General features: G+C 63.4%; 20 protein-coding genes. 12 read left to right on the top strand and 8 right to left on the bottom strand.

Annotation, left to right across the window (positions count from 1 at the left end):
• Positions 1-108 precede the first annotated feature (108 nt).
• Together ACI2KG_RS17855 and ACI2KG_RS17850 are read right to left on the bottom strand one after the other, a co-directional pair.
• The gene (locus tag ACI2KG_RS17855) at positions 109-1734 is read right to left on the bottom strand and encodes an ABC transporter substrate-binding protein (RefSeq protein ID WP_404662778.1); all 1626 of its coding nucleotides are present in this window, start codon (positions 1732-1734) and stop codon (positions 109-111) included.
• 399 nt (positions 1735-2133) lie between these two features.
• Complete coding sequence (locus ACI2KG_RS17850; protein WP_404662777.1) at positions 2134-2850, bottom strand: SIMPL domain-containing protein; 717 nt, start codon at positions 2848-2850, stop codon at positions 2134-2136.
• Positions 2851-3052: 202 nt separating this feature from the next.
• Between ACI2KG_RS17850 and ACI2KG_RS17845 the strand changes: the two genes are divergently transcribed.
• From ACI2KG_RS17845 to ACI2KG_RS17830, 4 genes are all read left to right on the top strand, one after another.
• Complete coding sequence (locus ACI2KG_RS17845; RefSeq protein ID WP_400615324.1) at positions 3053-4309, top strand: ATP-binding protein; 1257 nt, start codon at positions 3053-3055, stop codon at positions 4307-4309.
• Positions 4309-4869 (top strand): response regulator transcription factor, encoded by a 561-nt coding sequence (locus ACI2KG_RS17840; protein WP_400615326.1) that lies wholly within the window; start codon positions 4309-4311, stop codon positions 4867-4869. The genes ACI2KG_RS17845 and ACI2KG_RS17840 overlap by 1 nt, the downstream gene beginning before the upstream one ends.
• A 214-nt stretch (positions 4870-5083) precedes the next feature.
• A complete protein-coding gene (locus ACI2KG_RS17835; protein ID WP_404662776.1) occupies positions 5084-6025 on the top strand; it encodes an AEC family transporter in 942 nt (313 codons plus the stop codon).
• Positions 6026-6081: 56 nt separating this feature from the next.
• Positions 6082-7443 (top strand): amino acid permease, encoded by a 1362-nt coding sequence (locus tag ACI2KG_RS17830; RefSeq protein ID WP_404662775.1) that lies wholly within the window; start codon positions 6082-6084, stop codon positions 7441-7443.
• 327 nt (positions 7444-7770) lie between these two features.
• On the opposite strand, the gene ACI2KG_RS17825 is transcribed toward ACI2KG_RS17830, so the two are convergent.
• From ACI2KG_RS17825 to gatC, 5 genes are all read right to left on the bottom strand, one after another.
• Entirely contained in the window at positions 7771-8814 is a 1044-nt protein-coding gene (locus tag ACI2KG_RS17825) for a calcium/sodium antiporter (protein ID WP_404662796.1), read from the bottom strand.
• Between the two features lie 60 nt (positions 8815-8874).
• Entirely contained in the window at positions 8875-9249 is a 375-nt protein-coding gene (locus tag ACI2KG_RS17820; protein WP_404662774.1) for a septal ring lytic transglycosylase RlpA family protein, read from the bottom strand.
• Between the two features lie 155 nt (positions 9250-9404).
• Positions 9405-10850 (bottom strand): Asp-tRNA(Asn)/Glu-tRNA(Gln) amidotransferase subunit GatB, encoded by a 1446-nt coding sequence (gene gatB / locus ACI2KG_RS17815; protein WP_404662773.1) that lies wholly within the window; start codon positions 10848-10850, stop codon positions 9405-9407.
• Positions 10851-10861: 11 nt separating this feature from the next.
• Positions 10862-12313, bottom strand: a complete 1452-nt coding sequence (gatA, locus tag ACI2KG_RS17810; RefSeq protein WP_404662772.1) for an Asp-tRNA(Asn)/Glu-tRNA(Gln) amidotransferase subunit GatA — start codon at positions 12311-12313, stop codon at positions 10862-10864.
• Between the two features lie 15 nt (positions 12314-12328).
• Complete coding sequence (gene gatC / locus ACI2KG_RS17805; RefSeq protein ID WP_400615337.1) at positions 12329-12616, bottom strand: Asp-tRNA(Asn)/Glu-tRNA(Gln) amidotransferase subunit GatC; 288 nt, start codon at positions 12614-12616, stop codon at positions 12329-12331.
• Positions 12617-12821: 205 nt separating this feature from the next.
• On the opposite strand from gatC, the gene mreB reads away from it, so the two are divergent.
• From mreB to tldD, 8 genes are all read left to right on the top strand, one after another.
• On the top strand, positions 12822-13859 hold the full coding sequence (gene mreB, locus ACI2KG_RS17800; protein ID WP_003255163.1) for a rod shape-determining protein MreB: 1038 nt from the start codon (positions 12822-12824) through the stop codon (positions 13857-13859).
• A 166-nt stretch (positions 13860-14025) separates the two neighbouring features.
• Positions 14026-15078, top strand: coding sequence for a rod shape-determining protein MreC (gene mreC / locus ACI2KG_RS17795; RefSeq protein ID WP_400615735.1), 1053 nt, complete (start codon positions 14026-14028; stop codon positions 15076-15078).
• Positions 15078-15566 carry a rod shape-determining protein MreD gene (gene mreD / locus ACI2KG_RS17790; RefSeq protein ID WP_400615340.1) on the top strand — a complete coding sequence of 163 codons (489 nt, stop codon included), beginning with the start codon at positions 15078-15080 and terminating at the stop codon, positions 15564-15566. Before mreC ends, mreD begins: the two co-directional genes overlap by 1 nt.
• A gap of 32 nt (positions 15567-15598) precedes the next feature.
• Positions 15599-16210 carry a Maf family protein gene (locus ACI2KG_RS17785; protein ID WP_404662771.1) on the top strand — a complete coding sequence of 204 codons (612 nt, stop codon included), beginning with the start codon at positions 15599-15601 and terminating at the stop codon, positions 16208-16210.
• A 55-nt stretch (positions 16211-16265) separates the two neighbouring features.
• Entirely contained in the window at positions 16266-17723 is a 1458-nt protein-coding gene (rng, locus tag ACI2KG_RS17780; RefSeq protein WP_404662770.1) for a ribonuclease G, read from the top strand.
• Between the two features lie 88 nt (positions 17724-17811).
• Positions 17812-21639 (top strand): YhdP family protein, encoded by a 3828-nt coding sequence (locus ACI2KG_RS17775; RefSeq protein ID WP_404662769.1) that lies wholly within the window; start codon positions 17812-17814, stop codon positions 21637-21639.
• Positions 21640-21647: 8 nt separating this feature from the next.
• Positions 21648-22499, top strand: a complete 852-nt coding sequence (locus tag ACI2KG_RS17770) for a carbon-nitrogen hydrolase family protein (protein ID WP_404662768.1) — start codon at positions 21648-21650, stop codon at positions 22497-22499.
• A 2-nt stretch (positions 22500-22501) separates the two neighbouring features.
• On the top strand, positions 22502-23941 hold the full coding sequence (tldD, locus tag ACI2KG_RS17765) for a metalloprotease TldD (protein WP_400615349.1): 1440 nt from the start codon (positions 22502-22504) through the stop codon (positions 23939-23941).
• 141 nt (positions 23942-24082) lie between these two features.
• Here tldD and yjgA read toward each other — a convergent pair whose 3' ends face one another.
• Entirely contained in the window at positions 24083-24601 is a 519-nt protein-coding gene (yjgA, locus tag ACI2KG_RS17760) for a ribosome biogenesis factor YjgA (protein ID WP_027595596.1), read from the bottom strand.
• Positions 24602-24624 lie beyond the last annotated feature (23 nt).

Here is a 24624-nt window from a genome sequence, read left to right as displayed (position 1 = left end):
ACGAATGACGGCAACAGTTCGCCGACCCCGCAGCGGATGGCCGCAGGACGACATGAAGAGGTGGTGAGGGTGAAGGGCACCCGCCGTTTGACGGGTGCCGGGGTTACCCTATTTGTCCACGCTGACGCCGTAGAAAGAGTTCAGCGCGAACGGGCTGATCTTGAAGTCCTTCACCTTGGTGCTCATGGGCTGGTACACGGTGGAGTGGGCGATCGGGGTGATCGGTAGCTGCTCCTTGAGGATATGCTGTGCCTTTTGGTACAGCTCGGTGCGCTTGGCCTGGTCGGAGGTGGCCTTGGCTTGTTTGATCAGGTCGTCGTAGGGCTTGAAGCACCACTTGGAGAAGTTGTTGCCCTCGATGGCATCGCAACCGTAGAGGGTGCCCAGCCAGTTGTCCGGGTCACCGTTGTCGCCGCTCCAGCCAATCAGCATGGCGCCCTGTTCACCGCCTTTGGAACGTTTGATGTATTCGCCCCATTCGTAGCTGACGATCTTGGCCTTGATGCCGATCTTGGCCCAGTCGGACTGGAGCATTTCAGCCATCAGCTTGGCATTGGGGTTGTACGGGCGCTGCACCGGCATGGCCCACAGGGTGATTTCGGTGCCTTCCTTGACGCCGGCTTCCTTGAGCAGCTGTTTGGCCTTCTCGGGGTCGAAGGGGGTGTCCTTGATACTGTCGTCATAGGACCACTGGGTCGGCGGCATGGCGTTGACCGCCAGCTGGCCGGCGCCCTGGTAGACCGACTCGATGATCTTCTTCTTGTCCACGGCCATGTCCAGCGCCTGGCGCACCTTCAACTGGGCCATGGGGTTGGGCTCGTTGCTGCCCTTGATCTTGTCCATCACGTTGTAGGCAATGTAGCCGAGGTTGAAGCCTGCTTGCTGCGGCATCTGCAGGTTCTTGTCGGCCTTCAGCGGCGCGATGTCGGCCGGGCGCGGGAACAGGGTGACCTGGCACTCGTTCTTCTTCAGCTTCTGCATGCGCACCGAAGCGTCGGTGGTGATGGCGAAGATCAGGTTGTCGATCTTCACGTCAGCGGGCTGCCAGTAGTCCTTGTTGCCCTTGAAGCGGATCTGCGCGTCCTTTTGGTATTTGCTGAACACGAACGGGCCGGTGCCGATCGGCTTCTGGTTGATGTCGGCTGCCTTGCCGCCCTTGAGCAACTGGTCGGCGTATTCGGCGGACTGAATCGAGGCAAAACTCATGGCCAGGTTCTGGATGAACGCGGCGTCGACTTCATTGAGGGTGAACTTGACCGTGTGGTCGTCCAGCTTCTCCAGTTTGGCGATGTTCTTGTCCATGCCCATGTCGGTGAAGTACGGGAACTCGGTGGGGTAGGCCTTGCGGAACGGGTGGTCCTTGTCGAGCATGCGGTTGAAGGTGAACAGCACGTCGTCGGCGTTGAATGCGCGGGTTGGCTTGAAGTAGTCGGTGGCGTGGAACTTTACCCCTTCGCGCAGGTGGAAGGTGTAGGCCTTGCCGTCGTCAGACACTTCCCATTTGGTCGCCAGGCCCGGAATCACCGCAGTGCCGCCGCGCTCGAACTGGGTCAGGCGGTTGAACACGGTCTCGGCGGAGGCGTCGAAGTCGGTGCCGGTGGTGTACTGCCCCGGGTCGAAGCCGGCCGGGCTGCCTTCGGAGCAAAACACCAGGTTTGACGCGGCTAGTACCGACGGTGCACCGGTGAGCAAGCCTGCACCTAGCAGGAACGGAATGACTGCGTGTTTGAGCATGGTGGCCTCATTGTTGTCATTTTTCGGATGAGGTGGCCTCGTGAGCCGACCTGCGGATACTTATGCAGGGGGTGTTCCCAATGCAATACACACAAGGATAGTTGGCGCCAGAAAAGTGGTACGGGCGTACATGGATGTCGCATTGGTATAACTTTCATAAAAGTTAAACGTTTGCGCAGGCAAAATGATGGCTTTTTGCAGGATGTTTCGGGGAGGGGGTATTTGTAGGAAGCACCTTGGTGGTGCGTAGGAAAGGTCTGAAACTGCGTAATTGGGGCTGCTTTGCAGCCCATCGCGACGCAAGGCCGCTCCTACATCAAGCGCGTGCTCAAGTCTGGCGCGGTCCCCTGTAGGAGCGGCCTTGTGTCGCGATAGGGGCGCGAAGCACCCCCAAGGGCCTCAAGGCATCTGCACTTCGATCAACCCATCCGCATTCATGCTCACTTCACTGGTCCCGGCTTCAATATCCGGCGCCGGCGCCGCTTCATCCGCCCCCATGGCCTTCATCGCCATCGGCGCGCTACGCATGTACGGGCGCGGGTAACCGCTGCTGTTCAGGTTCAGGCTGACCACCTTGTAGCCCTTGCCACCCAGCGCCTCGGTGGCCAGTTGCGCGCGCGCCTTGAAGGCATCCACTGCATCCTTGAGCAGTGCATCTTCGCTGGACTTGCGCGTGGCCGGGGCGATCGAGAAGTCCATGCCACCCATTTTCAGCGTTTGCAGCAGGTCGGCGGTAAGCTGCGACAGGGCCGGGAAGTTGGCGCTTTCCAGGCGCAGTTCGGCACGCTCGCGCCAGCCGGTGATCTTCTGGCCCTTGCTGTCATACACCGGGTAACTGTTGCGGCTGCCCTGGCTGATCTTCACGTCTTTGACCTGGCGCGACTGCTCCACGGCCTTGTTCATGGTCTCGGTGATCTGTTTGGCGAGCTTGCCCGGGTCGGTGTTCTGCGCTTCGCTGTACAGGGTCACAACCATCAGGTCGCGCGCCACTTCCTTGCTGACTTCGGCACGCAGCGATACCTGGTTGTAGCGCGGTTCATCGGCAGCCAGGGCCGGCAGGCTGGCGAGCAGGCCGCAGGACATGAGCAGGGCGGCGCCGCGACGTGGGATTTGCATGGGTTACTCCTTGGCAATAAAAGGCGTGGGCTCTGGTCATCCATGCCACGCATGGGCCATCAGACCGGGAACAGTGTAGTGGGTTCAAAAGTGCCACCATGACTGTGTGACAAAGTGTGGCGCTTTGCCGCATCGCTGCAGCAGGGCGCGCGGCTTCGGTATACTCCAGCCGATTTTTCTGGAGCACTCATCAGGAGAGCTCATGCTCGCTGCCGTACAACCGCTGTCCGCTACCCGCCAGAACCTCTGGCGCCTGACCGTCATCCGGGTCCTGGTCCTGGCTGCCCAGGCCGGCTCGGTGGGCGTTGCCTACTGGACCGAATTGCTGCCGTTACCCTGGCTGTCGCTGGCCGGCACCTTGGCCTTGTCTTCGCTGCTGTGCGCTTTCACGGCCCTGCGCCTGCGCCTGTCGGTGCCGGTCACCGAAATGGAATACGCCCTGCAGCTGGCCTGTGACCTGCTGATCCACAGTGCCTTGCTGTATTACTCCGGTGGTTCGACCAACCCGTTCGTGTCGTACTACCTGGTACCGCTGGCGATTGCTGCGGTAACCCTGCCATGGCTGTATTCGCTGATCCTTTCCGGTATTGCCCTGACCGCCTACAGCCTGCTGCTGGTGCAGTTCTACCCGCTCGAAGGCCTGCCGATGGCGCGGGACAAGATGCAGGTGTACGGCATGTGGCTGAGTATTGCCCTGGCTGCGGCGGTGATCACCTTCTTTGCCGCGCGCATGGCCGAGGAGCTGCGCCGCCAGGAGCAACTGCGTTCCGAGCGGCGTGAAGAAAGCCTGCGCGACGAGCAGTTGTTGGCCGTGGCCACCCAGGCCGCCGGCGCCGCCCATGAACTGGGCACGCCGTTGGCGACCATGAGCGTGCTGATCAACGAGATGCGCCAGGACCACACCGACCCGCTGTTACAGGAAGACCTGCAGATCCTTCAGGACCAGGTAAAACTGTGCAAAGAGACCCTGCAGCAGCTGGTGCGCGCAGCCGAAGCCAACCGCCGCCTGGCCATCGTGGAGCAGGATGTGACGGCATGGCTGGACGAAGCGCTGAACCGCTGGCACCTGATGCGCCCGGAAGCCAGCTACCGCTTCCAGCGCCTGCGCGACGGCAAGGTGCCACGGCTGACCCCGCCCCCCGACCTGACCCAGGCGCTGCTGAACCTGTTGAACAATGCAGCCGATGCCTGCCCCGATGACCTTGAAGTGCGCCTGGACTGGGACGCCCAGGACATCGTCATCAGTATCCGCGACCATGGCCCCGGCGTGCCGCCGGCCATAGCCGAAGCCATCGGCAAACCCTTCATTACCACTAAGGGCAAAGGCTTCGGCCTGGGCCTGTTCTTGAGCAAGGCCAGCGTGACCCGTGCGGGCGGTTCGGTGAAACTCTATAGTCATGAACAGGGTGGCACCCTGACCGAACTGCGCCTGCCCTATGGCAAGCGAGGAGATGAATGATGAGCGATGAAAACCAGGTCGAAAGCGAAGAGCTGCCGCACCTGCTGCTGGTGGATGATGATGCCACCTTTACCCGGGTCATGGCCCGGGCCATGAGCCGCCGCGGTTTCCGCGTGAGCACGGCCAGTTCGGCCGAGGAAGGCTTGATTCTGGCCCAGCAGGACCTGCCGGACTACGCCACGCTTGACCTGAAGATGGACGGCGACTCCGGCCTGGTGCTGCTGCCCAAGCTGCTGGAGCTGGACCCGGAAATGCGCGTAGTGATCCTGACTGGTTACTCGAGCATTGCCACGGCGGTGGAAGCGGTAAAGCGCGGTGCCTGCAACTACCTGTGCAAGCCGGCTGATGCCGATGATGTGCTGGCGGCGCTGCTGTCGGAACACACCGATCTGGATACCCTGGTGCCGGAAAACCCGATGTCGGTTGACCGCCTGCAGTGGGAGCACATCCAGCGCGTGCTGAACGAGCATGAGGGTAATATCTCGGCGACTGCCCGGGCGCTGGGCATGCACCGCCGGACCTTGCAGCGCAAATTGCAGAAGCGGCCGGTTCGGCGCTGATTCTTTACTGTCAGTACCGGCCTCATCGCCGGCAAGCCAGCTCCCACAGGTATTGCACAGATACCGGAACCTGTGGCGTCCCTGTGGGAGCTGGCTTGCCGGCGAAGGGCCGGTGCAGACAGAAGTTTCTCTATAACACCCCGCGATCCCCGCAAATCCCGGCTGTTGGCGTATCATTAGCCGCCTAACGGCAACCCCCTCCAGGATCGCTTGCATGCTCGCCCTTCTTATCCAGACACTGAACATCACGGCACCGGTCTTCGCCATGCTGTTCATGGGCATACTGCTCAAACGCATCCGCCTGATCGACGATAACTTCAACCGCGTCGCCTCGCAGCTGGTGTTCAACGTGTGCATGCCGGCGCTGCTGTTCCTTGGCATTTACCACGCTGACCTGGCCGCCGCGGTCAAACCCGGCGTCATCTTCTATTTCATCGTCGCCACCCTGGTCGGCTTCGCCATAGCCTGGGGCTTGGCCATCTGGCGCAGCCCGCTGGCCGACCGCGGCATCTATACCCAGGGCGCGTTTCGCGGCAACAACGGCGTAATCGGCTTGGCCTTGGCTGCCAGCCTGTACGGTGACTACGGTATATCCTTGGGGGCGGTGCTCGCCGGCCTGGTCATCCTTATGTACAACTCGCTGTCGGCGGTGGTGCTGGCGGTGTACAGCCCGGACCTCAAGTCCGACCCGTGGAGCATCTGCAAGAGCATCTTCAGCAACCCGCTGATCATCAGCGTGCTGGTGGCCACACCAATGGCCTACGGCCAGGTACCGCTGCCCAACTGGCTGCTGACTTCGGGCGACTACCTGGCGCAGATGACCCTGCCGCTGGCGCTGATCTGTATCGGTGGCACGTTGTCGCTGGCGGCGCTGCGTGACAGTGGCCGGCTGGCCTTCGATGCCAGCCTGGTGAAGATGGTCTGGTTGCCGCTGGTGGGTACCCTTGGCGCCTGGTTGTGCGGTTTCCGCGGTGCAGAGCTGGGCATCCTGTTCCTGTACATCGGTAGCCCGACCGCAGCAGCCAGCTACGTGATGGCGCGGGCGGCCAACGGCAACCACCAGCTGGCTGCGTCGATCATCGTGATTACCACGCTAATGGCGGCGATCACCACCAACATCGGTATTTTCATCTTGCAGTGGGGCGGATGGATCTAGATCCTTGACTGCAAATAACAGCAACAACACTGCCTCACTGAGCCAAAGGACACTTCATGCAAGACCAGAGTACGCCCGAGCCGTTACAGCGCGGGCTGAAGAATCGCCATATCCAGCTGATCGCGCTGGGCGGGGCCATCGGTACCGGGTTGTTCCTGGGCATTGCCCAGACCATCCAGCTGGCCGGCCCCTCCGTGCTGCTGGGCTACGCCATCGCCGGCCTGATGGCCTTCCTGATCATGCGCCAGCTGGGCGAAATGGTGGTGGAAGAGCCGGTTGCCGGCAGCTTCAGCCACTTTGCCCACCAGTACTGGAGCGAGTTCGCCGGTTTTGTCTCGGGCTGGAACTACTGGGTGGTGTACGTGCTGGTCGGCATGGCCGAGCTGACGGCGGTGGGTATCTACGTGCAGTACTGGTGGCCAGAGTTCCCGACCTGGGCCACCGCGGCGATCTTCTTCGTAGTGATCAACCTGATCAACCTGACCCAGGTGAAGGTTTACGGCGAAATGGAGTTCTGGTTCGCCCTGGTCAAGGTGGTGGCGATCGTCAGCATGATCGGCTTTGGCGCCTGGCTGCTGAGCAGCGGCCACGGCGGCCCGGATGCCAGCGTGGCCAACCTGTGGCAGTACGGCGGCTTCTTCCCTAACGGCGTCAGCGGCCTGGTGATGGCCCTGGCGGTAATCATGTTCTCGTTCGGTGGCCTGGAGCTGGTGGGTATCACCGCTGCAGAGGCTGACAACCCACGCCAGAGCATCCCCAAGGCCACCAACCAGGTGGTGTACCGCATCCTGATCTTCTACATCGGCGCGCTGGCGGTGCTGCTGTCGTTGTACCCCTGGCAGAAGGTCGTGCAGGGCGGTAGCCCGTTCGTGATGATCTTCCATGAACTGGACAGCGACCTGGTGGCAACCATCCTCAACATCGTGGTGCTCACTGCTGCGCTGTCGGTGTACAACAGCTGCGTGTACGCCAACAGCCGCATGCTGTTCGGCCTGGCCAGCCAGGGCGATGCGCCACGCCAGTTGCTGAAGGTGAGCCGCAGCGGCGTGCCGCTGACCGCGCTGGGTGTATCGGCGTTCGCCACAGGCCTGTGTGTGGTGATCAACTACCTGATGCCGGGTGAGGCCTTTGGCTTGCTGATGGCGCTGGCGGTGTCGGCGCTGGTAATCAACTGGGCGAGCATCAGCATTACCCACCTGAAGTTCCGCAAGGCCAAGCTGGCCGCCGGGATTACCCCCTTCTACAAGAGCCTGGGGCACCCGCTGACCAACTACCTGTGCCTGGCCTTCATCGTGCTGATCCTGGTGGTGATGTACCTGACCCCGCCGATCCGCATCTCGGTGATGCTGATCCCGGCGTGGATTGCGGTGTTGTGGGTGGCTTTCAGGTTGAAGAAGGCTCGGCAGGCCAAGAGCTGAATCGGGTTGGGCGGCCATATGCCCGTTTGCCTGACTTCAGTCTTGCATCGCCTATGAAATCGAGCGCCGCCCGCGCGGCGCTTCGCGGCACAAGGCCGCTCCCACATCTGTTTCGGGCCAATCAATCCTGTAATACCATCGCTGTCCGCCTTGTTTGTACGACTCGATATCGGGCCATACGCATAGGTGCGCGCGCAAATGTCACAGGAGTAACTGGCCAGAAACAGATGTGGGAGCGGGCTTGCCCCGCGAAGCGCCGCGCGGGCGGCGCTCGATCTCATTGGCGCTGCAAGGCTAAAGGCATGCGCCTTGTGGCCCTGACGCAACTCAATGCTGCCGCCGCCAGGCACGCACCGTGGTAAAGAGCAACACCATGGCGAGCACCGGCAGCACATAAAACAGCATCAACTTTTCCAGCCGGCCAGCCAGCGGCAAGCCCATGGTAAACGCCGCCACATGCAGGCCGTACGCCAGGTACAAGCACAGGAACACCAGCCCTTCGGCACGGGTGATGCGGTAGCCGGAATAGAACACCGGCAGGCTCAGAGCAGCAACGCCAAGCATCACTGGCAGGTCGAAAGACAGTGCATTGGGTGAAATCGACAATGGCTCGGGTGTAACCAGTGCCGTCAGGCCCAACACCCCCAGCAAGTTGAACAGGTTGCTGCCGATCACCGTACCCACGGCAATCTCCCGTTCGCCACGCAGGGCGGCGATCAGCGCGGCGGCCAGTTCTGGCAGTGAGGTGCAGATGGCAACCACCGTCAGGCCGATGATGCGCTCGGACAAGCCCAGGTCGGTGGCCACCTCGGTGGCGGCCTCCAGCAGCAAGTGGCCTGCCAGGCTCAGCAGGGCAAAGCCGGCCAGCACCTGCAGCAGCGTGCCAGTCCAGAAGCGCCCGGCGCTGGCCCGGGCAGCATCCGGGGCAGGGTAGGTACGGGCATAGTGGCGCGACTGGTGCCAGAGCATCGCCAGGTAACCGGCCAGGCCAAGCAGCAGCAGTACCCCCTCGACCCGGCCCAGGTCGCCGTTGGCGGACAGCGCATAGACCAGCCCGCTGGCGACGATCAGCAGGGGTATGTCCAGGCGTACCAGTTGGCGTGACACCCGCAAGGGGATGATCAGCGCGGCCAGGCCGAGAATGACCAGTACGTTGAAGATATTGCTGCCGACCACGCTGCCGACCGCCACATCGGGTGCGCCTTGGTAGGCGGCCTGCAGGCTCACGGTCAGTTGTGGTGCGGTGCTGCCGAAGGCCACCAGGCTCAGGCCGATGATCAGCGGGCGTACGTGCAGGCGCTGCGCCAGGCGCAAGGCTGCGCGCACCAGCAGTTCGGCACCGCCGACCAGCAACAGCAGAGCAATGCCCAGTTGCAGCAGGCTAAAGGTGGGGAGGGTGGCCAGGTCGAAAATGGTCGGACTCCTGTCGCGTCAGTCGCTAAGCCCTTGTACTCGCACGCGCGCCGTTCCGCTACGGAGCATGCCGATTTTTTCTGCGGCAGCGCGTGACAGGTCGATCAGGCGGCCGCGGGTATGCGGGCCACGGTCGTTGATGCGCACCACTACGCTACGCTGGTTGGCCATGTTGGTAACCAGGACGCGGCTGCCGAACGGCAGGCTGCGGTGGGCGGCGGTCAGGCCGTGCTGGTTGAACGGTTCGCCGCTGGCGGTGCGTTTGCCGTGGTGGCGTGAGCCGTAATAGGAGGCGGTGCCCGTCTGGTCGTAGCCGCGCGGGTTTGTGTCATGGCTGGCGCAGCCGGCCAGGAGGGAGAAGAGGGCCAGGGTGCCTAAGGATCGTTTTAGCAATTTAATGCTCCGATGCTGCAATTGGGGCCGCTGTGCGGCCCATCGCCGGCAAGCCAGCTCCCACAGGAGGCTCGCCGCCCTTGAGAGTGGTGCTGTACCTGTGGGAGCTGGCTTGCCGGCGATCGAGGGCAGAGCCCTCGCCGCTTTTTTTCAGCTCACCCTTCGAGCTTGGCCTTGAGCAATTGGTTCACCTGCCCCGGGTTGGCCTTGCCTTTGGAGGCTTTCATGGCCTGGCCGACGAAGAAGCCGAACATTTTGCCACGCTTGGCTTCATCGGCCGCACGGTACTGTTCGACCTGCTCGGCGTTGGCAGCCAGCATTTCGTCGAGCATCTTGTCGATCGCACCGCTATCGGTGACCTGTTTCAGGCCTTTGCTCTCGATGATGCTGTCAGCATCGCCTTCACCGGCTGCCATGGCCTCGAACACGGTCTTGGCGATCTTGCCGCTGATGGTGTTGTCGCGGATGCGCAGCAGCATGCCACCCAGTTGCGCAGCGCTGACCGGCGCCTGGTCGATTTCCACGCCCAGTTTGTTCAGCAGGCTGCCCAGCTCGACCATGACCCAGTTGGCGGCCAGCTTGGCGTCGCCACCAATCTTCACCACTTCTTCGAAGTAGTCTGCCTGTTCGCGGCTGGAAGCCAGCACGTTGGCGTCGTACGCCGACAGGCCGTACTGGCTCTGGAAGCGCTCGACCTTCTGCGGCGGCAGCTCGGGCAGGCCGGCACGGATGGTTGCCAGGTAGCTGTCCTCGATCACCACCGGCAGCAGGTCCGGGTCGGGGAAGTAACGGTAGTCGTTGGCTTCCTCCTTGCTGCGCATGGAGCGGGTCTCGTCCTTGTTCGGGTCGTACAGGCGGGTTTCCTGCACCACCTTGCCGCCGTCTTCGATCAGGTCGATCTGGCGCTGGATCTCGCTGTTGATCGCGCGCTCGATGAAGCGGAACGAGTTGACGTTCTTGATCTCGCAGCGGGTGCCGAACTCGGTCTGGCCTTTCGGGCGAATCGACACGTTGCAGTCGCAGCGCAGCGAGCCTTCGGCCATGTTGCCGTCGCAGATGCCCAGGTAGCGCACCAGGGCGTGGATCGCCTTCACGTAGGCCACGGCTTCCTTGGCGCTGCGCATGTCAGGCTCGGAGACGATTTCCAGCAGCGGGGTGCCGGCGCGGTTCAAGTCGATACCGGTCGAGCCGCTGAAGTCTTCGTGCAGGCTTTTGCCGGCGTCTTCTTCCAGGTGCGCACGGGTAACCCCGATGCGCTTGATGGTGCCGTCTTCCAGGGCGATGTCCAGGTGGCCCTTGCCGACGATCGGCAAGTCCATCTGGCTGATCTGGTAGCCCTTGGGCAGGTCCGGGTAGAAGTAGTTCTTGCGCGCGAACACGTTGCGCTTGCCGATCTCGGCATCGATGGCCAGGCCGAACATGCACGCCATGCGCACGGCTTCCTGGTTCAGCACCGGCAGTACGCCGGGCATGCCAAGGTCAACCAGGCTGGCCTGGGTATTCGGCTCGGAGCCGAAGGTGGTAGCGCTGCCGGAGAAGATCTTCGACTGGGTGGCGAGCTGAGTGTGGATTTCCAGCCCGATCACAACTTCCCATTGCATGTGTGAACTCCTCAGAAGCCGTTGGGGGCACGGGTGTGCCAGTCGGTCACTTGCTGGTAGCGGTGCGCGACGTTGAGCAGGCGGCCTTCCTGGAAGTACGGCGCCAGCAGTTGCACGCCGACCGGCAGGCCGTCGACGAAGCCGGCTGGCATCGACAGGCCCGGCAGGCCCGCCAGGTTGGCGGTAATGGTGTAGACGTCTTCCAGGTAGGCGGCGACCGGGTCGCTGCTCTTGGCGCCAAGCTTCCAGGCCGGGTTTGGCGTGGTTGGGCCGAGGATCAGGTCGACATCGTTGAAGGCAGCCATGAAGTCGTTCTTGATCAGGCGGCGGATCTGCTGCGCCTTCACGTAGTAGGCGTCGTAGTAGCCGGCCGACAGGGCGTAGGTGCCGACCATGATGCGACGCTGCACTTCAACACCGAAACCTTCGCCGCGTGAACGCTTGTACAGGTCGGTGAGGTCTTTCGGTGCTTCGCAGCGATAACCGAAGCGCACGCCGTCGAAGCGCGACAGGTTGGAGGACGCTTCAGCCGGGGCGATCACGTAGTAGGCCGGAATGGCGTGCTGCATGTTCGGCAGGCTGATTTCCTTGACCACGGCACCGAGCTTTTCCAGCTCTTTTACGCTGGCCTGGACCAGCTCGGCAATGCGCGGGTCGAGGCCGGCACCGAAGTATTCCTTCGGCAGGCCGATGCGCAGGCCCTGCAAGGACGCGTTGAGGTTGGCGCTGTAGTCCGGCACCGGTTCTTCGATGCTGGTGGAGTCCTTGGCATCGAAACCGGCCATGCCTTGCAGCAGCAGGGCACAGTCCTCGGCAGTACGGGCCAGGGGGCCGCCCTGGTCGAGGCTGGAGGCGTAGGCGATCATGCCCCAGCGCGAAACACGACCGTACGTCGGTTTCAGGCCGGTGAGGTTGGTCAGTGCCGCCGGCTGGCGGATCGAGCCGCCGGTGTCGGTACCGGTGGTGGCCGGCAGCAGGCGCGCAGCCACGGCCGCAGCCGAACCACCCGACGAACCGCCTGGTACGTGCTCGAGGTTCCACGGGTTCTTCACCGCGCCGTAGTGGCTGGATTCGTTGGCCGAACCCATGGCGAATTCGTCCATGTTGGTCTTGCCCAGGGTGACCATGCCGGCTTCGGCCAGCTTGGCGACCACGGTGGCGTCATACGGCGCCTTGAAGTTGTCGAGCATCTTCGAGCCGCAGCTGGTGCGCACGCCGCTGGTGCAGAACAGGTCCTTGTGGGCGATGGGTGCACCCAGCAGCGCGCCGGTCTCGCCGGCGGCGCGACGGGCGTCGGCGGCACGCGCCTGGCCCAGGGCCAGGTCTTCGGTGACGCTGATAAAGCTGTTGATCTGCGGGTCGAGCTGCTTGATGCGCGCCAGCAGGGCGCCGGTCAGCTCTTCGGAGGAAAACGACTTGTCGGCGAGTCCGCGGGCGATCTCGGCCAGGGTCAATTGATGCATGGCAGGCTCTATCCCTTACTCGATGACTTTGGGAACCAGGTACAGACCGCTTTCGGTCGATGGCGCGATCGCCTGGTAGGTGTCGCGCTGGTTGCTTTCGGTGACCTGGTCGGGACGCAGGCGCTGGCTGGCCTCCAGCGGGTGGGCCAGGGGCTCGATGCCAGTGGTATCGACCGCTTGCATCTGGTCGACCAGCCCGAGAATGCTGTTCAGGGCGTCGGTAATGCGTGGCAGATCGCCATCATTCAGGCCCAGGCGGGCCAGATGGGCGATTTTCTCCACGTCGCAGCGTTCAAGCGCCATGAGGATCTCCAAGGGAAACAAAGAACGGAATTTGGGTCCGCAGTGAGGAACATGTCAGCTTTCTGGCGGTCTAACGGCCGCGAATTTCTGCTGGCGTGCTCGGAAAAACAGCCAATTTAACATATTGGCTCCTTGCCCAAAATCCCTGCCATTGTTAGAGTTTGCCGCACTTTTTTACCCACGCTTTCCCCAGGGTCACTTTCCCATGTTCAAGAAACTGCGTGGCATGTTTTCCAGCGATCTTTCCATCGACCTGGGTACTGCCAACACCCTTATTTACGTGCGTGAGCGCGGTATCGTCCTGAATGAGCCCTCGGTTGTTGCCATCCGTACCCATGGCAACCAGAAAAGCGTCGTCGCCGTCGGTACCGAAGCCAAACGCATGCTGGGCCGTACGCCTGGCAACATTGCAGCCATTCGTCCGATGAAGGACGGCGTCATCGCCGACTTCAGCGTCTGCGAAAAAATGTTGCAATATTTTATCAACAAGGTTCACGAGAACAGCTTCCTGCAGCCAAGCCCGCGCGTGCTGATCTGCGTACCGTGCAAATCGACCCAGGTAGAGCGCCGCGCCATTCGCGAGTCGGCCCTGGGTGCTGGTGCCCGTGAAGTGTTCCTGATCGAAGAGCCGATGGCCGCTGCCATTGGTGCCGGCCTGCCGGTCGAAGAAGCCCGTGGTTCGATGGTCGTCGATATCGGCGGCGGTACCACTGAAATCGCCCTGATCTCGCTGAACGGCGTGGTCTATGCCGAATCTGTCCGCGTCGGCGGCGACCGCTTCGATGAAGCCATCGTCACTTACGTGCGTCGCAACTACGGCAGCCTGATCGGCGAATCCACCGCCGAGCGCATCAAGCAGGAAATCGGTACTGCCTACCCGGGCGGCGAAGTCCGTGAAGTCGACGTGCGTGGCCGTAACCTGGCCGAAGGCGTACCGCGTGCCTTCACCTTGAACTCCAACGAAGTGCTCGAAGCGCTGCAGGAATCGCTGGCGACCATCGTCCAGGCGGTCAAGAGCGCACTTGAGCAATCGCCGCCAGAGCTGGCCTCGGACATTGCCGAGCGTGGCTTGGTGCTGACCGGTGGTGGCGCGCTGCTGCGTGACCTCGACAAGCTGCTGGCCCAGGAAACCGGCCTGCCGGTGATCGTCGCCGAAGACCCGCTGACCTGTGTCGCCCGTGGCGGTGGTCGCGCCCTGGAGATGATGGACAAGCACGCGATGGACCTGCTCTCCAGCGAGTGATCCCGCTCGCTGTTCACGAGCGCCCGGTTTACAGGTAGTACGCACAGTGCTACCTGTATGTGCCGGGCTGGCGCCCGTTCCGGGCGCCGTATCCATCAATCCGCAACCAGGCTGGTGCGTTGTTCCATGTCCAATGACCTCCTGAGTCGTCCACGAGGAACGGCCCATTAAACCGCTTTTCTCCAAGGGCCCTTCGCTGGGCGTTCGCCTGCTCGTTCTGGTAGTGATGTCGGTCGCGTTGATGGTTGTCGACGCGCGCTTCGACGTGCTCAAGCCCGTACGCAGCCAGATGGGCCTGGTGCTGATGGAGTCGTACTGGATCACTGACCTGCCGCAGCGTGCCTGGCAGGGCGTGGCCGGCCAGTTCGGTAGCCGCACCGAGCTGATCGCCGAAAACGAGAAGCTCAAGACCGAGGCCCTGCTGTTGCAGGGGCGCCTGCAAAAGCTGGCGGCCCTGACCGAACAGAACGTGCGCCTGCGCGAGTTGCTCAACTCCTCGGCACTGGTCAACGAAAAGGTCGAAGTGGCCGAGCTGATCGGTGTCGACCCCAATCCGTTCACCCACCGCATCCTGATCAACAAGGGCGAGCGTGATGGCGTGTTCCTCGGCCAGCCGGTGCTCGATGCCCGTGGCTTGATGGGCCAGGTGGTCGAGTTGATGCCCTATACCTCGCGGGTGCTGCTGCTGACCGATACCACCCACAGCATTCCGGTGCAGGTCAACCGCAACGGCCTGCGCGCTATCGCCAGCGGCACCGGCAACCCGGAGCGCCTGGAATTGCGCCATGTGGCCGATACTGCCGACATCAAGGAAGGCGACCTGCTGGTCAGCTCCGGCATGGGCCAGCGTTTCCCGGCCGGTTACCCGGTGGCCACGGTCAATGAGGTGATCCACGACTCTGGCCAGCCGTTCGCCATCGTTCGCGCCATCCCCACCGCCGCGCTCAACCGCAGCCGCTACATGCTGCTGGTGTTCAGTGACCGGCGTACCCCGGAGCAGCGCGCCACGGAGGCGGCCATCGCCCAGGAAGAGGCTGACCGCAAGGGCGCTGCGACTGTCGGCCAGCCGGCCACCAGTGGCGAGCAGGCAACGCCAGCGACGGCTACACCTGCTGCGCCGGCCACCCCGGCAGCTCCGGTCACCCCAGCTACCCCGGCCGCGCAGCCCGCAGCCCCGGCTGCCGCACCTGCTGCCCCCGTTCCCCCCCGGAGACAATGATGGCTGCATCACGCCGCAACAATGGCTGGGTCATCTGGCTGACTTTCGCCATCGGCCTGCTGCTCAGCGTCTCGCCCATGCCGCAGTTCATGGAAGTGTTCCGGCCCATGTGGCTGGCCTTGCTGGTGTCGTTCTGGACCCTGGCGGTGCCGAACAAGGTCGGCATGACCACGGCGTTCGTGCTGGGCCTGGCCGAGGACGTGCTGTACGGCACGCTGCTGGGGCAGAACGCGCTGATCCTTACCCTCATCACTTTCCTGGTGTTGTCGCTGCAGCAGCGCCTGCGCATGTTCCCCATGTGGCAGCAAAGCCTGGTCATACTGGTGATCTTCGGTATCGCCCAGCTGATCCAGCTGTGGCTCAGCGCCCTGACCGGCAACCGCCTGCCGACCCTGGCGCTGGTCTGGTCAGCGGTGATCAGTGCCTTGCTCTGGCCGTGGATCAGCTTCGCCCTGCGCGACCTGCGCCGCCGCTTGCGTATCAACTGACGGCGATACGCCACTGACAGGGAGATGTCTGCATGAACCCGCTATACCTGGCCTCCGGCTCGCCCCGCCGTCGTGAACTGCTGACCCAGATCGGCGTGCCGTTCAGCGTCGTCAGCGCCCCCATCGATGAAACTCCACTCCCCGGCGAAAGCGCCCCGGCCTACGTCGAGCGCTTGGCGCGGGCCAAAGCGGCCGCCGGTCTGGCCAGCCTCGCTGGCTCTGCTGTAGTGCTTGGCGCAGACACTGCGGTGGTGCTCGATGGTCGTATTCTCGGCAAGCCGGAAAACCGCGAAGATGCCCTGGCCATGCTGGCTGACCTGTCAGGCCGTGAGCACCAGGTACTGACGGCGGTCGCCCTTGACGATGGCCAGCGCGTGCTCAGCCTGTGTGTCACCAGCAAGGTAAGTTTCCGCGCGATCAGCGCTGACGAAGCGCAACGCTACTGGGCCAGCGGCGAGCCTGCCGACAAGGCCGGCAGCTATGCCATCCAGGGCCTGGGAGCGGTGTTCGTCACCGGCCTTGTCGGCAGTTACTCGGCAGTGGTCGGCTTACCGCTCAGTGAAACGGCCGATTTGCTTGGCCAGTTCGGCATCGCCTGCTGGCAGTCGCTCGCGCATACGCCTGAGGTAACAAACCCGCAGTAGCCAGCATTGCTTACGCCATCCATCATTAGAAAAAACCTTTTGACGAGAGCCTGCCATGAGTGAAGAGATCCTGATCAACATCACGCCAATGGAATCACGCGTGGCGGTGGTGGAAAACGGGGTACTGCAGGAAGTGCATGTCGAGCGCACCCAGCGCCGTGGCATCGTCGGCAATATCTACAAGGGCAAGGTGGTGCGTGTGCTGCCAGGCATGCAGGCGGCCTTCGTCGACATTGGCCTGGAGCGCGCAGCGTTCATCCATGCCTCGGAAATCTCCCAGCGCGAAGGTTCGGCCGTGGAGAACATCACGGCACTGGTGCACGAGGGCCAAGCCCTGGTGGTGCAAGTGACCAAGGACCCGATCGGCAGCAAGGGCGCGCGCCTGACCACCCAGCTGTCGATCCCGTCGCGCTACCTGGTGTACATGCCGCGCAGCAGCCATGTCGGCATTTCGCTGAAGATCGAGGATGAAGCCGAGCGCGAGCGCCTCAAGCAGGTGGTCAGCAACTGCATGGAGAGCGAAAACATCAAGGATGCCGGCGGGTTCATCCTGCGTACCGCGGCCGAGGGCGCGCGTGCCGAGGAAATCCTTCAGGACATCCGCTACCTGCGTCGCCTGTGGGAGCAGATCGGCACCCAGATCAAGACCTGCGGTGCACCCATGGTCATTTATGAAGACCTGGGCCTGGCCCTGCGTACCCTGCGCGACCTGGTCAACCCCAAGATCGAGAAGATCCGCATCGACTCGCGGGAAACCTTCCAGAAGACCACGCAGTTCGTCGGCGAACTGATGCCGGAAATCGCCGACCGCCTCGAACATTACCCTGGCGAACGCCCGATCTTCGACCTGTACGGCGTCGAGGACGAGATCCAGCGTGCCCTGGAGCGCAAGGTACCGTTGAAGTCCGGCGGCTACCTGGTGGTCGACCCGGCCGAAGCGATGACCACCATCGACGTCAACACCGGGGCTTTCGTCGGCCACCGCAACCTCGAAGAGACCATCTTCAAGACCAACCTCGAGGCCGCCACCGCCATCGCCCGGCAACTGCGCCTGCGCAATATCGGCGGCATCATCATCATCGACTTCATCGACATGGAAGATGAAGAGCACCAGCGCCAGGTGCTGCGCACCCTGGAAAAACAGCTGGAGCGCGATCACGCCAAGACCAACATCATCGGCATTACCGAGCTGGGCCTGGTGCAGATGACCCGCAAGCGCACGCGGGAGAGCCTGGAACAGGTGCTGTGCGAACCGTGTCTTGCCTGCCAGGGCCGCGGCAAGCTGAAAACCCCCGAGACCATCTGCTACGAAATTTTCCGCGAAATCCTGCGTGAGGCACGTGCCTACCAGGCCGAAGGTTATCGTGTGCTGGCCAACCAGAAGGTAGTCGACCGCCTGCTGGATGAAGAATCGGGCAACGTCGCAGAACTGGAGGCCTTCATCGGTCGAACCATTCGCTTCCAGGTCGAGTCGATGTATTCGCAGGAACAATACGACGTGGTGCTGCTCTGAGGCCTTCTGAAACCCGCGGCTGCATCGTCGCGCTGGCAAAACCTGCGCGACGGGCCATCATGGATAAACGACTTGGAGGGCCACGGCCATGGGACGTCTGACCCGCGTTCTTGTCGCCTTGACCCGCTGGGGGTTGGGCATATGTGCCCTGTTGGCGGTATTGGTGGCGCTGTATGTCAGCCTTGGCCGCGAACTGGTGCCGCTGGTCGCCGAGTACCGTGCCGACGTAGAGAGCAAGGCCGAGCAGGCGCTGGGCTTGCCCGTGCATGTTGGTGCGCTGGAAGGCCACTGGAGCGGGCTGGCGCCGGTGCTGCGAGTGCGCGACCTGCAATTGGGCGAGGGTGCCACGGCGCTGCGCCTGGACGAGGTCATGGTGGTGCCCGATGTCTGGGCCAGCCTTACCGCTCGTGAAGTGCGCCTGGCGCGCATTCAGCTGGGCGGCCTGCAACTGATCCTGCGTCAGAACGAGCAGGGCGCCTGGAACCTTGAAGGGCTGCCGAAGAAAGACGACACGCCGCTGGACCCTGCCGACCTGCTGCAGCGCTTGCGCCAGCTGGGCCGGGTCGATGTGTTCGACAGCCAGGTTACCCTGCACCCCTGGCAGCGCGACCCGCTGACCCTGACTTATGTGAGTGCCGGCCTGCAGGCCGGTGCCTCGCGCCAGGCTTTGGACTTGCGGGCAACCCTGCCCGATGGCCAGCCCTTGGCGCTGAACCTGCGCAGCCGCGTATCAGCCAAGGCCTGGCGTGATGGCCAGGTCGAGGCCTACCTGAGCCTGCCGCAAAGTGATTGGTCGCACTGGTTACCGCCCGCTTTGCTGGGGCAATGGCACGCCGAAGCCTTGCGCGCCGGCGGTGAATTCTGGGTCGACTGGGGCAAGGGGCAGTTGCAGCAGGCCGTGGTCCGGCTCAATGCGCCTGAACTGAAGGGCGCCTACAGTGGGCGCAAGGCGGCCACCCTGAACAACCTGGCCCTGGGCGCCTGGTTCCAGCGTCGGGAGCAAGGTTTCGATGTTGTTGTCGACTCCCTGGCCATGGACATCGGCAAGTCCCGTTGGGAATCGCACCTGCAGCTGCAGCAACGTCCTGGCCAGAGCGACGCCGAGGAAAGCTGGAAGGTGCAGGCAGATCGGCTCCACCTGACGCCGCTGACCCCGTTGATCGACGCCTTGGCGCCGTTGCCGGACAACGTCATGGCCGTGGTCGATGGCCTCAAGGTGACGGGTGCACTGCGCAATGTGCGGCTGGAGGCCCGGCCCAAGGCGGAAGGTGACCAGCGCCTGCAGTTTGAAGCCAACCTGGAAAAGGTCGGTTTCGATGCCTATCACAGTGCCCCGGCAGCCGGTAACGTCAGTGGCAGCATCAGTGGCGACCTGGGCCACGGCGAGCTGCGCCTGGATACCGATGCGTTCATGCTGCACCTGTACCCGATCTTCGCCAAACCCTGGCATTACCAGAAGGCCAATGCACGGCTGACCTGGGCACTGGACAAGGAGGGCTTCACCTTGGTCGCGCCCTACCTCAAGGTGCTGGGCGAAGAGGGCAAGATCGCCGGTGACTTCCTGATCCGCCTGTTGTTCGAGGAAGGCCGCGAAGACTACATGGACCTGCGCGTCGGCCTGACCGACGGCGATGGTCGCTACACCGCCAAGTACTTGCCCGAAGTACTCAGCCCGGCGCTCGACGAGTGGCTGCGCAGTGCCATCGTCAAAGGCGCGGTGGACCAAGGCTACTTCCAGTACCAGGGCTCGCTGAACCATGGCGCTGCGCCAGAGGCGCGCAGCATCAGCCTGTTCTTCAAGGTGCATGACGCAGCGCTGGACTTCCAGCCTGGCTGGCCGCAGGTACAGCATGTGGATGGCGATGTGTTCATCGAAGACAGTGGCGTGCGCATCAAGGCCCAGCGCGGCGTGCTGCTGGACACCAAGGTCAGCGATGTGAAGGTCGATATCCCGCATGTCGACGAGGGCCAGCACAGCCACCTGTTCCTTGATGGCAACTTCGACGGCAGCCTGGGTGATGGCCTGAAGATTCTCAAGGAGGCGCCAATCGGCACGGGTGAGATCTTCGCCGGCTGGGAGGGCGAGGGGCCGCTGAAGGGCAAGGTCAAGCTCGATATCCCGCTGGAACATGGGCAGCGACCGAAAGTGCAGGTGGACTTCGCCACCCGCGATGCGCGTTTGAAGGTCGCCCCGCCAAGCCTTGAGTTGAGCCGCCTGAAGGGTGATTTCAGCTTCGACTTCGACAAGGGCCTGAGCGGCAAAGCCATCAGCCTGCAGGCCTTTGGCAAACCGGTTACGGCGCAAATCACTGCTGAAGGCCAGGCTGGGCAAATGCAGACCCGCATCGACGCCAATGGCCAGGTATCACTCAAGGCGTTGACCGAGTGGCTGCAGTTCAGCCAGGCCCTGCCGGCTTCCGGTGACCTGCCGTACCAGTTGCAGCTGAGCCTGGGTAGCCGGGACAACCGCCTGAGCGTCACTTCCAGCCTCAAGGGCTTGGCCATCGACCTGCCTGCGCCGTTCGGCAAGGCTGCCGCAGAAACCCGCGACAGCCGTTTCAGCATGAGCCTGCAGGGGCAGGAGCGGCGTTTCGATGCGGGTTTCAGCGACCTGGCCCGCTTTGCCTACGCGGCCCCGGCCGACAAGTTGCTGCAGGGGCGTGGCGAATTGCTGCTGGGTACCGGGGACGCCCAGGTGCCAGCCGGTCAGGGCCTGCGGGTACGTGGGCGGCTGGACACGCTGGACCTGGCCCCGTGGCAAGAACAGGCGGAACGCCTGGGCGGTAACGACCCAGGCGGAAGTGCCCGGCAGAACCTGCAGAGCGTCGACCTGAGCATCGGCCAGTTGAAAGCCTTTGGCATGGACCTGAACCAGGCTGTGGTTCGGTTGGCCCGAGGCGGCCCGGCCTGGGACCTGCGCCTCGACAGCAAGGAAGTCATCGGCAATGCCCGGGTGCCGGATGCCAAGGGCGCGCCAATGGTCGTACGCATGCAGACCCTGCGCCTGCCGGCGCCCAGCCCGGCCGAAAAACAGGCCGAAGAACGGGCTGAGGATGGCCCGGACCCACTGGCCTCCTTCGACCCACGCAAGGTTCCGGCACTGGACCTGAGCATCGACAAGCTGTACCGCGGTGACGACCTGTTCGGCAGTGCCTCGATCAAGCTGCGGCCTACCGCACGGGGTGTTACCGCCAGCGATATCGACCTCGACTTCAAAGGCCTACGCATTGACGGTGGCGGAGGCTGGGAAGGCGAAGTGGGCAACACCAGCAGCTGGTACAAGGGGCGCCTGGACGGCAAGAACCTGGGCGACGTGCTCAAGGCCTGGGGTTTTGCTCCGACCGTGACCAGCCGTGACTTCCGCCTGGACGTGGACGGGCGCTGGCCGGGTTCGCCGGCTGCGGTGAGCCTGACGCGCTTCTCGGGCAGCATGAACGCGGCGCTGCGCACTGGCCAGTTTGTCGAGGTCGAGGGCGGTGCCCAGGCGTTGCGGGTATTTGGCCTGCTCAACTTCAACTCGATTGGCCGGCGCCTGCGCCTGGACTTTTCCGACCTGTTCGACAAGGGCCTGGCCTATGACCGGGTCAAAGGCTTGCTGGTGGCGAGCAGCGGGGTCTACGTGACCCGTGAGCCGATCAGCGTAACCGGCCCGTCGAGCAACTTCGAGCTGGATGGCACCCTGGACCTGGTCCATGACCGGGTCGATGCCAACTTGCAGGTCAGCCTGCCGGTCACCAACAACCTGCCGTTGGCGGCGCTGATTGTCGGTGCGCCGGCGGTAGGCGGGGCGCTGTTCCTGGTCGACCGGCTCATCGGTGACCGCGTGTCGCGCTTTGCCAGCGTGCATTACCGTGTCGAAGGCCCGGTGAAAGAGCCTAGAATCACATTTGTGAAACCTTTCGAAAAATCCCGTTAGGAGCGCCCATGAAGGCAGCGGTTATCCAGATGGTCAGCCAGGACGATGTGCTGGCCAACCTGCAGCGTGCCGGTGCCCTGTTGCATCAGGCTGCCTTGGGCGGCGCGAGGCTGGCGGTACTGCCGGAAAACTTTGCCGCCATGGGCCGCAAGGACGCTGCGGCGATCGGCCGTGCCGAAGCCTTGGGTGAAGGGCCGATCCTGCCCTGGTTGAAACGCACCGCCCGCGACCTCAAGTTATGGATAGTCGCCGGTACCTTGCCCTTGCCACCGGTCGGCCAGCCCGACGCCAAGGCCCATGCCTGTTCGCTGCTGATCGACGAACACGGCGATGTGGCGGCACGTTATGACAAGCTGCACCTGTTCGACGTGGACGTTACCGACAACCGCGGTCGCTACCGTGAGTCGGATGACTACGCCCATGGCGCGCAGGTGGTGGTGGCGGATACGCCGGTCGGGCGGCTGGGCTTGAGCGTGTGTTACGACCTGCGCTTCCCCGAGCTTTACAGCGCACTGCGTGCAGCCGGCGCGGAACTGATCACCGCACCGGCTGCCTTTACTGCAGTGACCGGGGCGGCACATTGGGAGGTGCTGGTGCGCGCCCGGGCCATCGAAACCCAGTGCTACCTGCTGGCGGCGGCGCAGGGCGGCACCCACCCAGGCCCACGGGAGACCCATGGCCATGCGGCGATCGTCGACCCTTGGGGGCGTATCGTGGCAGAACAGGCGCGAGGCGAAGCGGTATTGCTCGCCGAGCGCGACATTGATGAACAGGCGTCCATCCGGGCGCGCATGCCGGTGGTATCGCACCGGCGCTTTTTCTCGCAGGGCGCGTTGCGGCCTGCGCACACCTCGGAGTGACTATGAGCCAGATGTTATCCACCGTCAGTGAGCAGCTCCTGGCACCAGGCGGCTTGACCCTGGACAGCCTGCAGAGCGTGCTGGGTGAGTTGGCCGGCCCTGGTATCGATGCTGCCGACCTGTATTTCCAGGGGCAGATCTCGGAAACCTGGGCACTTGAAGACGGCATTGTCAAAGAGGGCAGTTTCAACCTCGACCAAGGCGTCGGCGTGCGTGCCCAGTCCGGTGAAAAAACCGGCTTCGCTTACAGCAATGCGATCAACCTCGAAGCGCTGACTTCGGCAGCCCGCGCTGCCCGTTCGATTTCCCGTGCCGGACAGAACGGCACGGTGCAGGCCTTCCGCAGCCAGGAAGTGACCGCGCTGTACGCCGCGGACAACCCGCTCGATGTGCTCAGCCGTGCCGAAAAGGTCGAACTGCTCAAGCGTGTCGATGCGGCCACCCGTGCGCTCGACCCACGTATCCAGCAGGTCAGCGTGAGCATGGCCGGCGTCTGGGAGCGCATCCTGATTGCTGCCGCCGATGGCAGCCTGGCCGCCGATGTGCGCCCGCTGGTGCGCTTCAATGTCAGCGTCATCGTCGAGCAGAACGGCCGCCGCGAGCGCGGCGGGCAGGGCGGTGGCGGGCGTACCGACTACCGCTTCTTCACCGAAGAGCGGGTCATGGGCTATGCCCGCGAAGCATTGCGCCAGGCACTGGTGAACCTGGAAGCCGTCCCGGCACCGGCCGGTACCTTGCCCGTGGTACTGGGTTCGGGCTGGTCGGGCGTGCTGCTGCACGAGGCCGTCGGCCATGGCCTGGAAGGTGACTTCAACCGCAAGGGCAGTTCGGCGTTCAGTGGCCGCATTGGCGAAAAAGTGGCATCGAGCCTGTGCACCATCGTCGACGATGGCACCCTCGAAGGCCGCCGTGGCTCGCTGAGCGTGGACGACGAAGGTACCCCGACCGAGTGCACCACGCTGATCGAGAACGGCGTGCTCAAGGGCTACATGCAGGACAAGCTGAACGCGCGCCTGATGGGCATGGCAGTCACCGGCAACGGCCGCCGCGAATCCTACGCGCACCTGCCGATGCCACGCATGACCAACACCTACATGCGTGCCGGTGAAAGCGACCCGGAGGAAATCATCCGTTCGGTGAAAAAAGGCATCTACTGCGCCAACCTCGGCGGTGGCCAGGTGGATATCACCAGCGGCAAGTTCGTGTTCTCGACCAGTGAGGCCTACCTGATCGAAGACGGCAAGATTACCGCGCCAGTGAAGGGCGCGACCCTGATCGGCAATGGTCCGGAGGCGATGAGCCGGGTATCGATGGTCGGTAACGACCTGGCGCTGGACAGCGGGGTAGGGACGTGTGGCAAGGACGGGCAGTCGGTGCCGGTCGGGGTCGGGCAGCCGACCTTGAAGCTGGATGCGATTACCGTAGGCGGTACTGGCGCGTGATGGCCTTGGGGACCAGTGTGGGAGCGGCGGTGCGGCGTTCCGACTTGTCCCGCGAACACCGGCGAAGCCGGTGCCAGCTGGCACCGCATCGCCTGCTTCGCGGGACAAGCCCGCTCCCACAGCAGGCCCCCTTAGCAGAACTCAGCGCAAGCCGCGCTGCAGCTCGTCGAGGTCGCGAATGTACTTGAACACCTTGCGCGCGGCGGCCGGCGGTTTGTTCCGCGCCTTTTCGTGCTGGGCATGTCGGATCAGCGAGCGCAGCTGCTGGCGGTCGGTGTCGGGGTATTCGTTGACGAAACGCTCAAGGTCTTCGTCATTACCGTCGATGAGCCGGTCGCGCCAACGTTCCAGGCCGTGGAAACGTTCGTTGTACTGGCGGGTCGAGCTGTCCATCTGCTCGAGCAAGGCGTGGATGGCATCCAGGTCCTGTACGCGCATCAGCTTGCCGACAAACGACATGTGCCGTTTGCGGGCACCGTGAGCGGTGTGCTTGCTGGCCTCGGCCAGGGCCTTGCGCAGCTCGTCGGTCAACGGCAGGCGGGCCAAGGTATCGGCTTTGAGCGTGGTAAGGCGCTCGCCGAGTTCAACCAGCTCATGCAGTTCGCGCTTGATCTGGGTTTTGCTTTTTTCGCCGTCGTAGGCGTCGTTTGAATCAACCATGGTGGCAGTCCGCTTGGGTTTTT

The sequence above is a fragment of the Pseudomonas sp. NPDC089407 genome, from assembly GCF_044900445.1.
In the GTDB taxonomy this organism is placed as follows: domain Bacteria; phylum Pseudomonadota; class Gammaproteobacteria; order Pseudomonadales; family Pseudomonadaceae; genus Aquipseudomonas.
This window is presented reverse-complemented; position numbering and strand designations above follow the sequence as displayed.

What these genes read in the sequence shown, in the direction of transcription:
- ACI2KG_RS17855 (WP_404662778.1), bottom strand. Translation starts at nt 1,734, where the DNA reads ATGCTCAAACACGCAGTCATTCCGTTCCTGCTAGGTGCAGGCTTGCTC.
- ACI2KG_RS17850 (WP_404662777.1), bottom strand. Translation starts at nt 2,850, where the DNA reads ATGCAAATCCCACGTCGCGGCGCCGCCCTGCTCATGTCCTGCGGCCTG.
- ACI2KG_RS17845 (WP_400615324.1), top strand. Translation starts at nt 3,053, where the DNA reads ATGCTCGCTGCCGTACAACCGCTGTCCGCTACCCGCCAGAACCTCTGG.
- ACI2KG_RS17840 (WP_400615326.1), top strand. Translation starts at nt 4,309, where the DNA reads ATGAGCGATGAAAACCAGGTCGAAAGCGAAGAGCTGCCGCACCTGCTG.
- ACI2KG_RS17835 (WP_404662776.1), top strand. Translation starts at nt 5,084, where the DNA reads ATGCTCGCCCTTCTTATCCAGACACTGAACATCACGGCACCGGTCTTC.
- ACI2KG_RS17830 (WP_404662775.1), top strand. Translation starts at nt 6,082, where the DNA reads ATGCAAGACCAGAGTACGCCCGAGCCGTTACAGCGCGGGCTGAAGAAT.
- gatB (WP_404662773.1), bottom strand. Translation starts at nt 10,850, where the DNA reads ATGCAATGGGAAGTTGTGATCGGGCTGGAAATCCACACTCAGCTCGCC.
- gatA (WP_404662772.1), bottom strand. Translation starts at nt 12,313, where the DNA reads ATGCATCAATTGACCCTGGCCGAGATCGCCCGCGGACTCGCCGACAAG.
- gatC (WP_400615337.1), bottom strand. Translation starts at nt 12,616, where the DNA reads ATGGCGCTTGAACGCTGCGACGTGGAGAAAATCGCCCATCTGGCCCGC.
- mreB (WP_003255163.1), top strand. Translation starts at nt 12,822, where the DNA reads ATGTTCAAGAAACTGCGTGGCATGTTTTCCAGCGATCTTTCCATCGAC.
- mreD (WP_400615340.1), top strand. Translation starts at nt 15,078, where the DNA reads ATGGCTGCATCACGCCGCAACAATGGCTGGGTCATCTGGCTGACTTTC.
- ACI2KG_RS17785 (WP_404662771.1), top strand. Translation starts at nt 15,599, where the DNA reads ATGAACCCGCTATACCTGGCCTCCGGCTCGCCCCGCCGTCGTGAACTG.
- rng (WP_404662770.1), top strand. Translation starts at nt 16,266, where the DNA reads ATGAGTGAAGAGATCCTGATCAACATCACGCCAATGGAATCACGCGTG.
- ACI2KG_RS17775 (WP_404662769.1), top strand. Translation starts at nt 17,812, where the DNA reads ATGGGACGTCTGACCCGCGTTCTTGTCGCCTTGACCCGCTGGGGGTTG.
- ACI2KG_RS17770 (WP_404662768.1), top strand. Translation starts at nt 21,648, where the DNA reads ATGAAGGCAGCGGTTATCCAGATGGTCAGCCAGGACGATGTGCTGGCC.
- tldD (WP_400615349.1), top strand. Translation starts at nt 22,502, where the DNA reads ATGAGCCAGATGTTATCCACCGTCAGTGAGCAGCTCCTGGCACCAGGC.
- yjgA (WP_027595596.1), bottom strand. Translation starts at nt 24,601, where the DNA reads ATGGTTGATTCAAACGACGCCTACGACGGCGAAAAAAGCAAAACCCAG.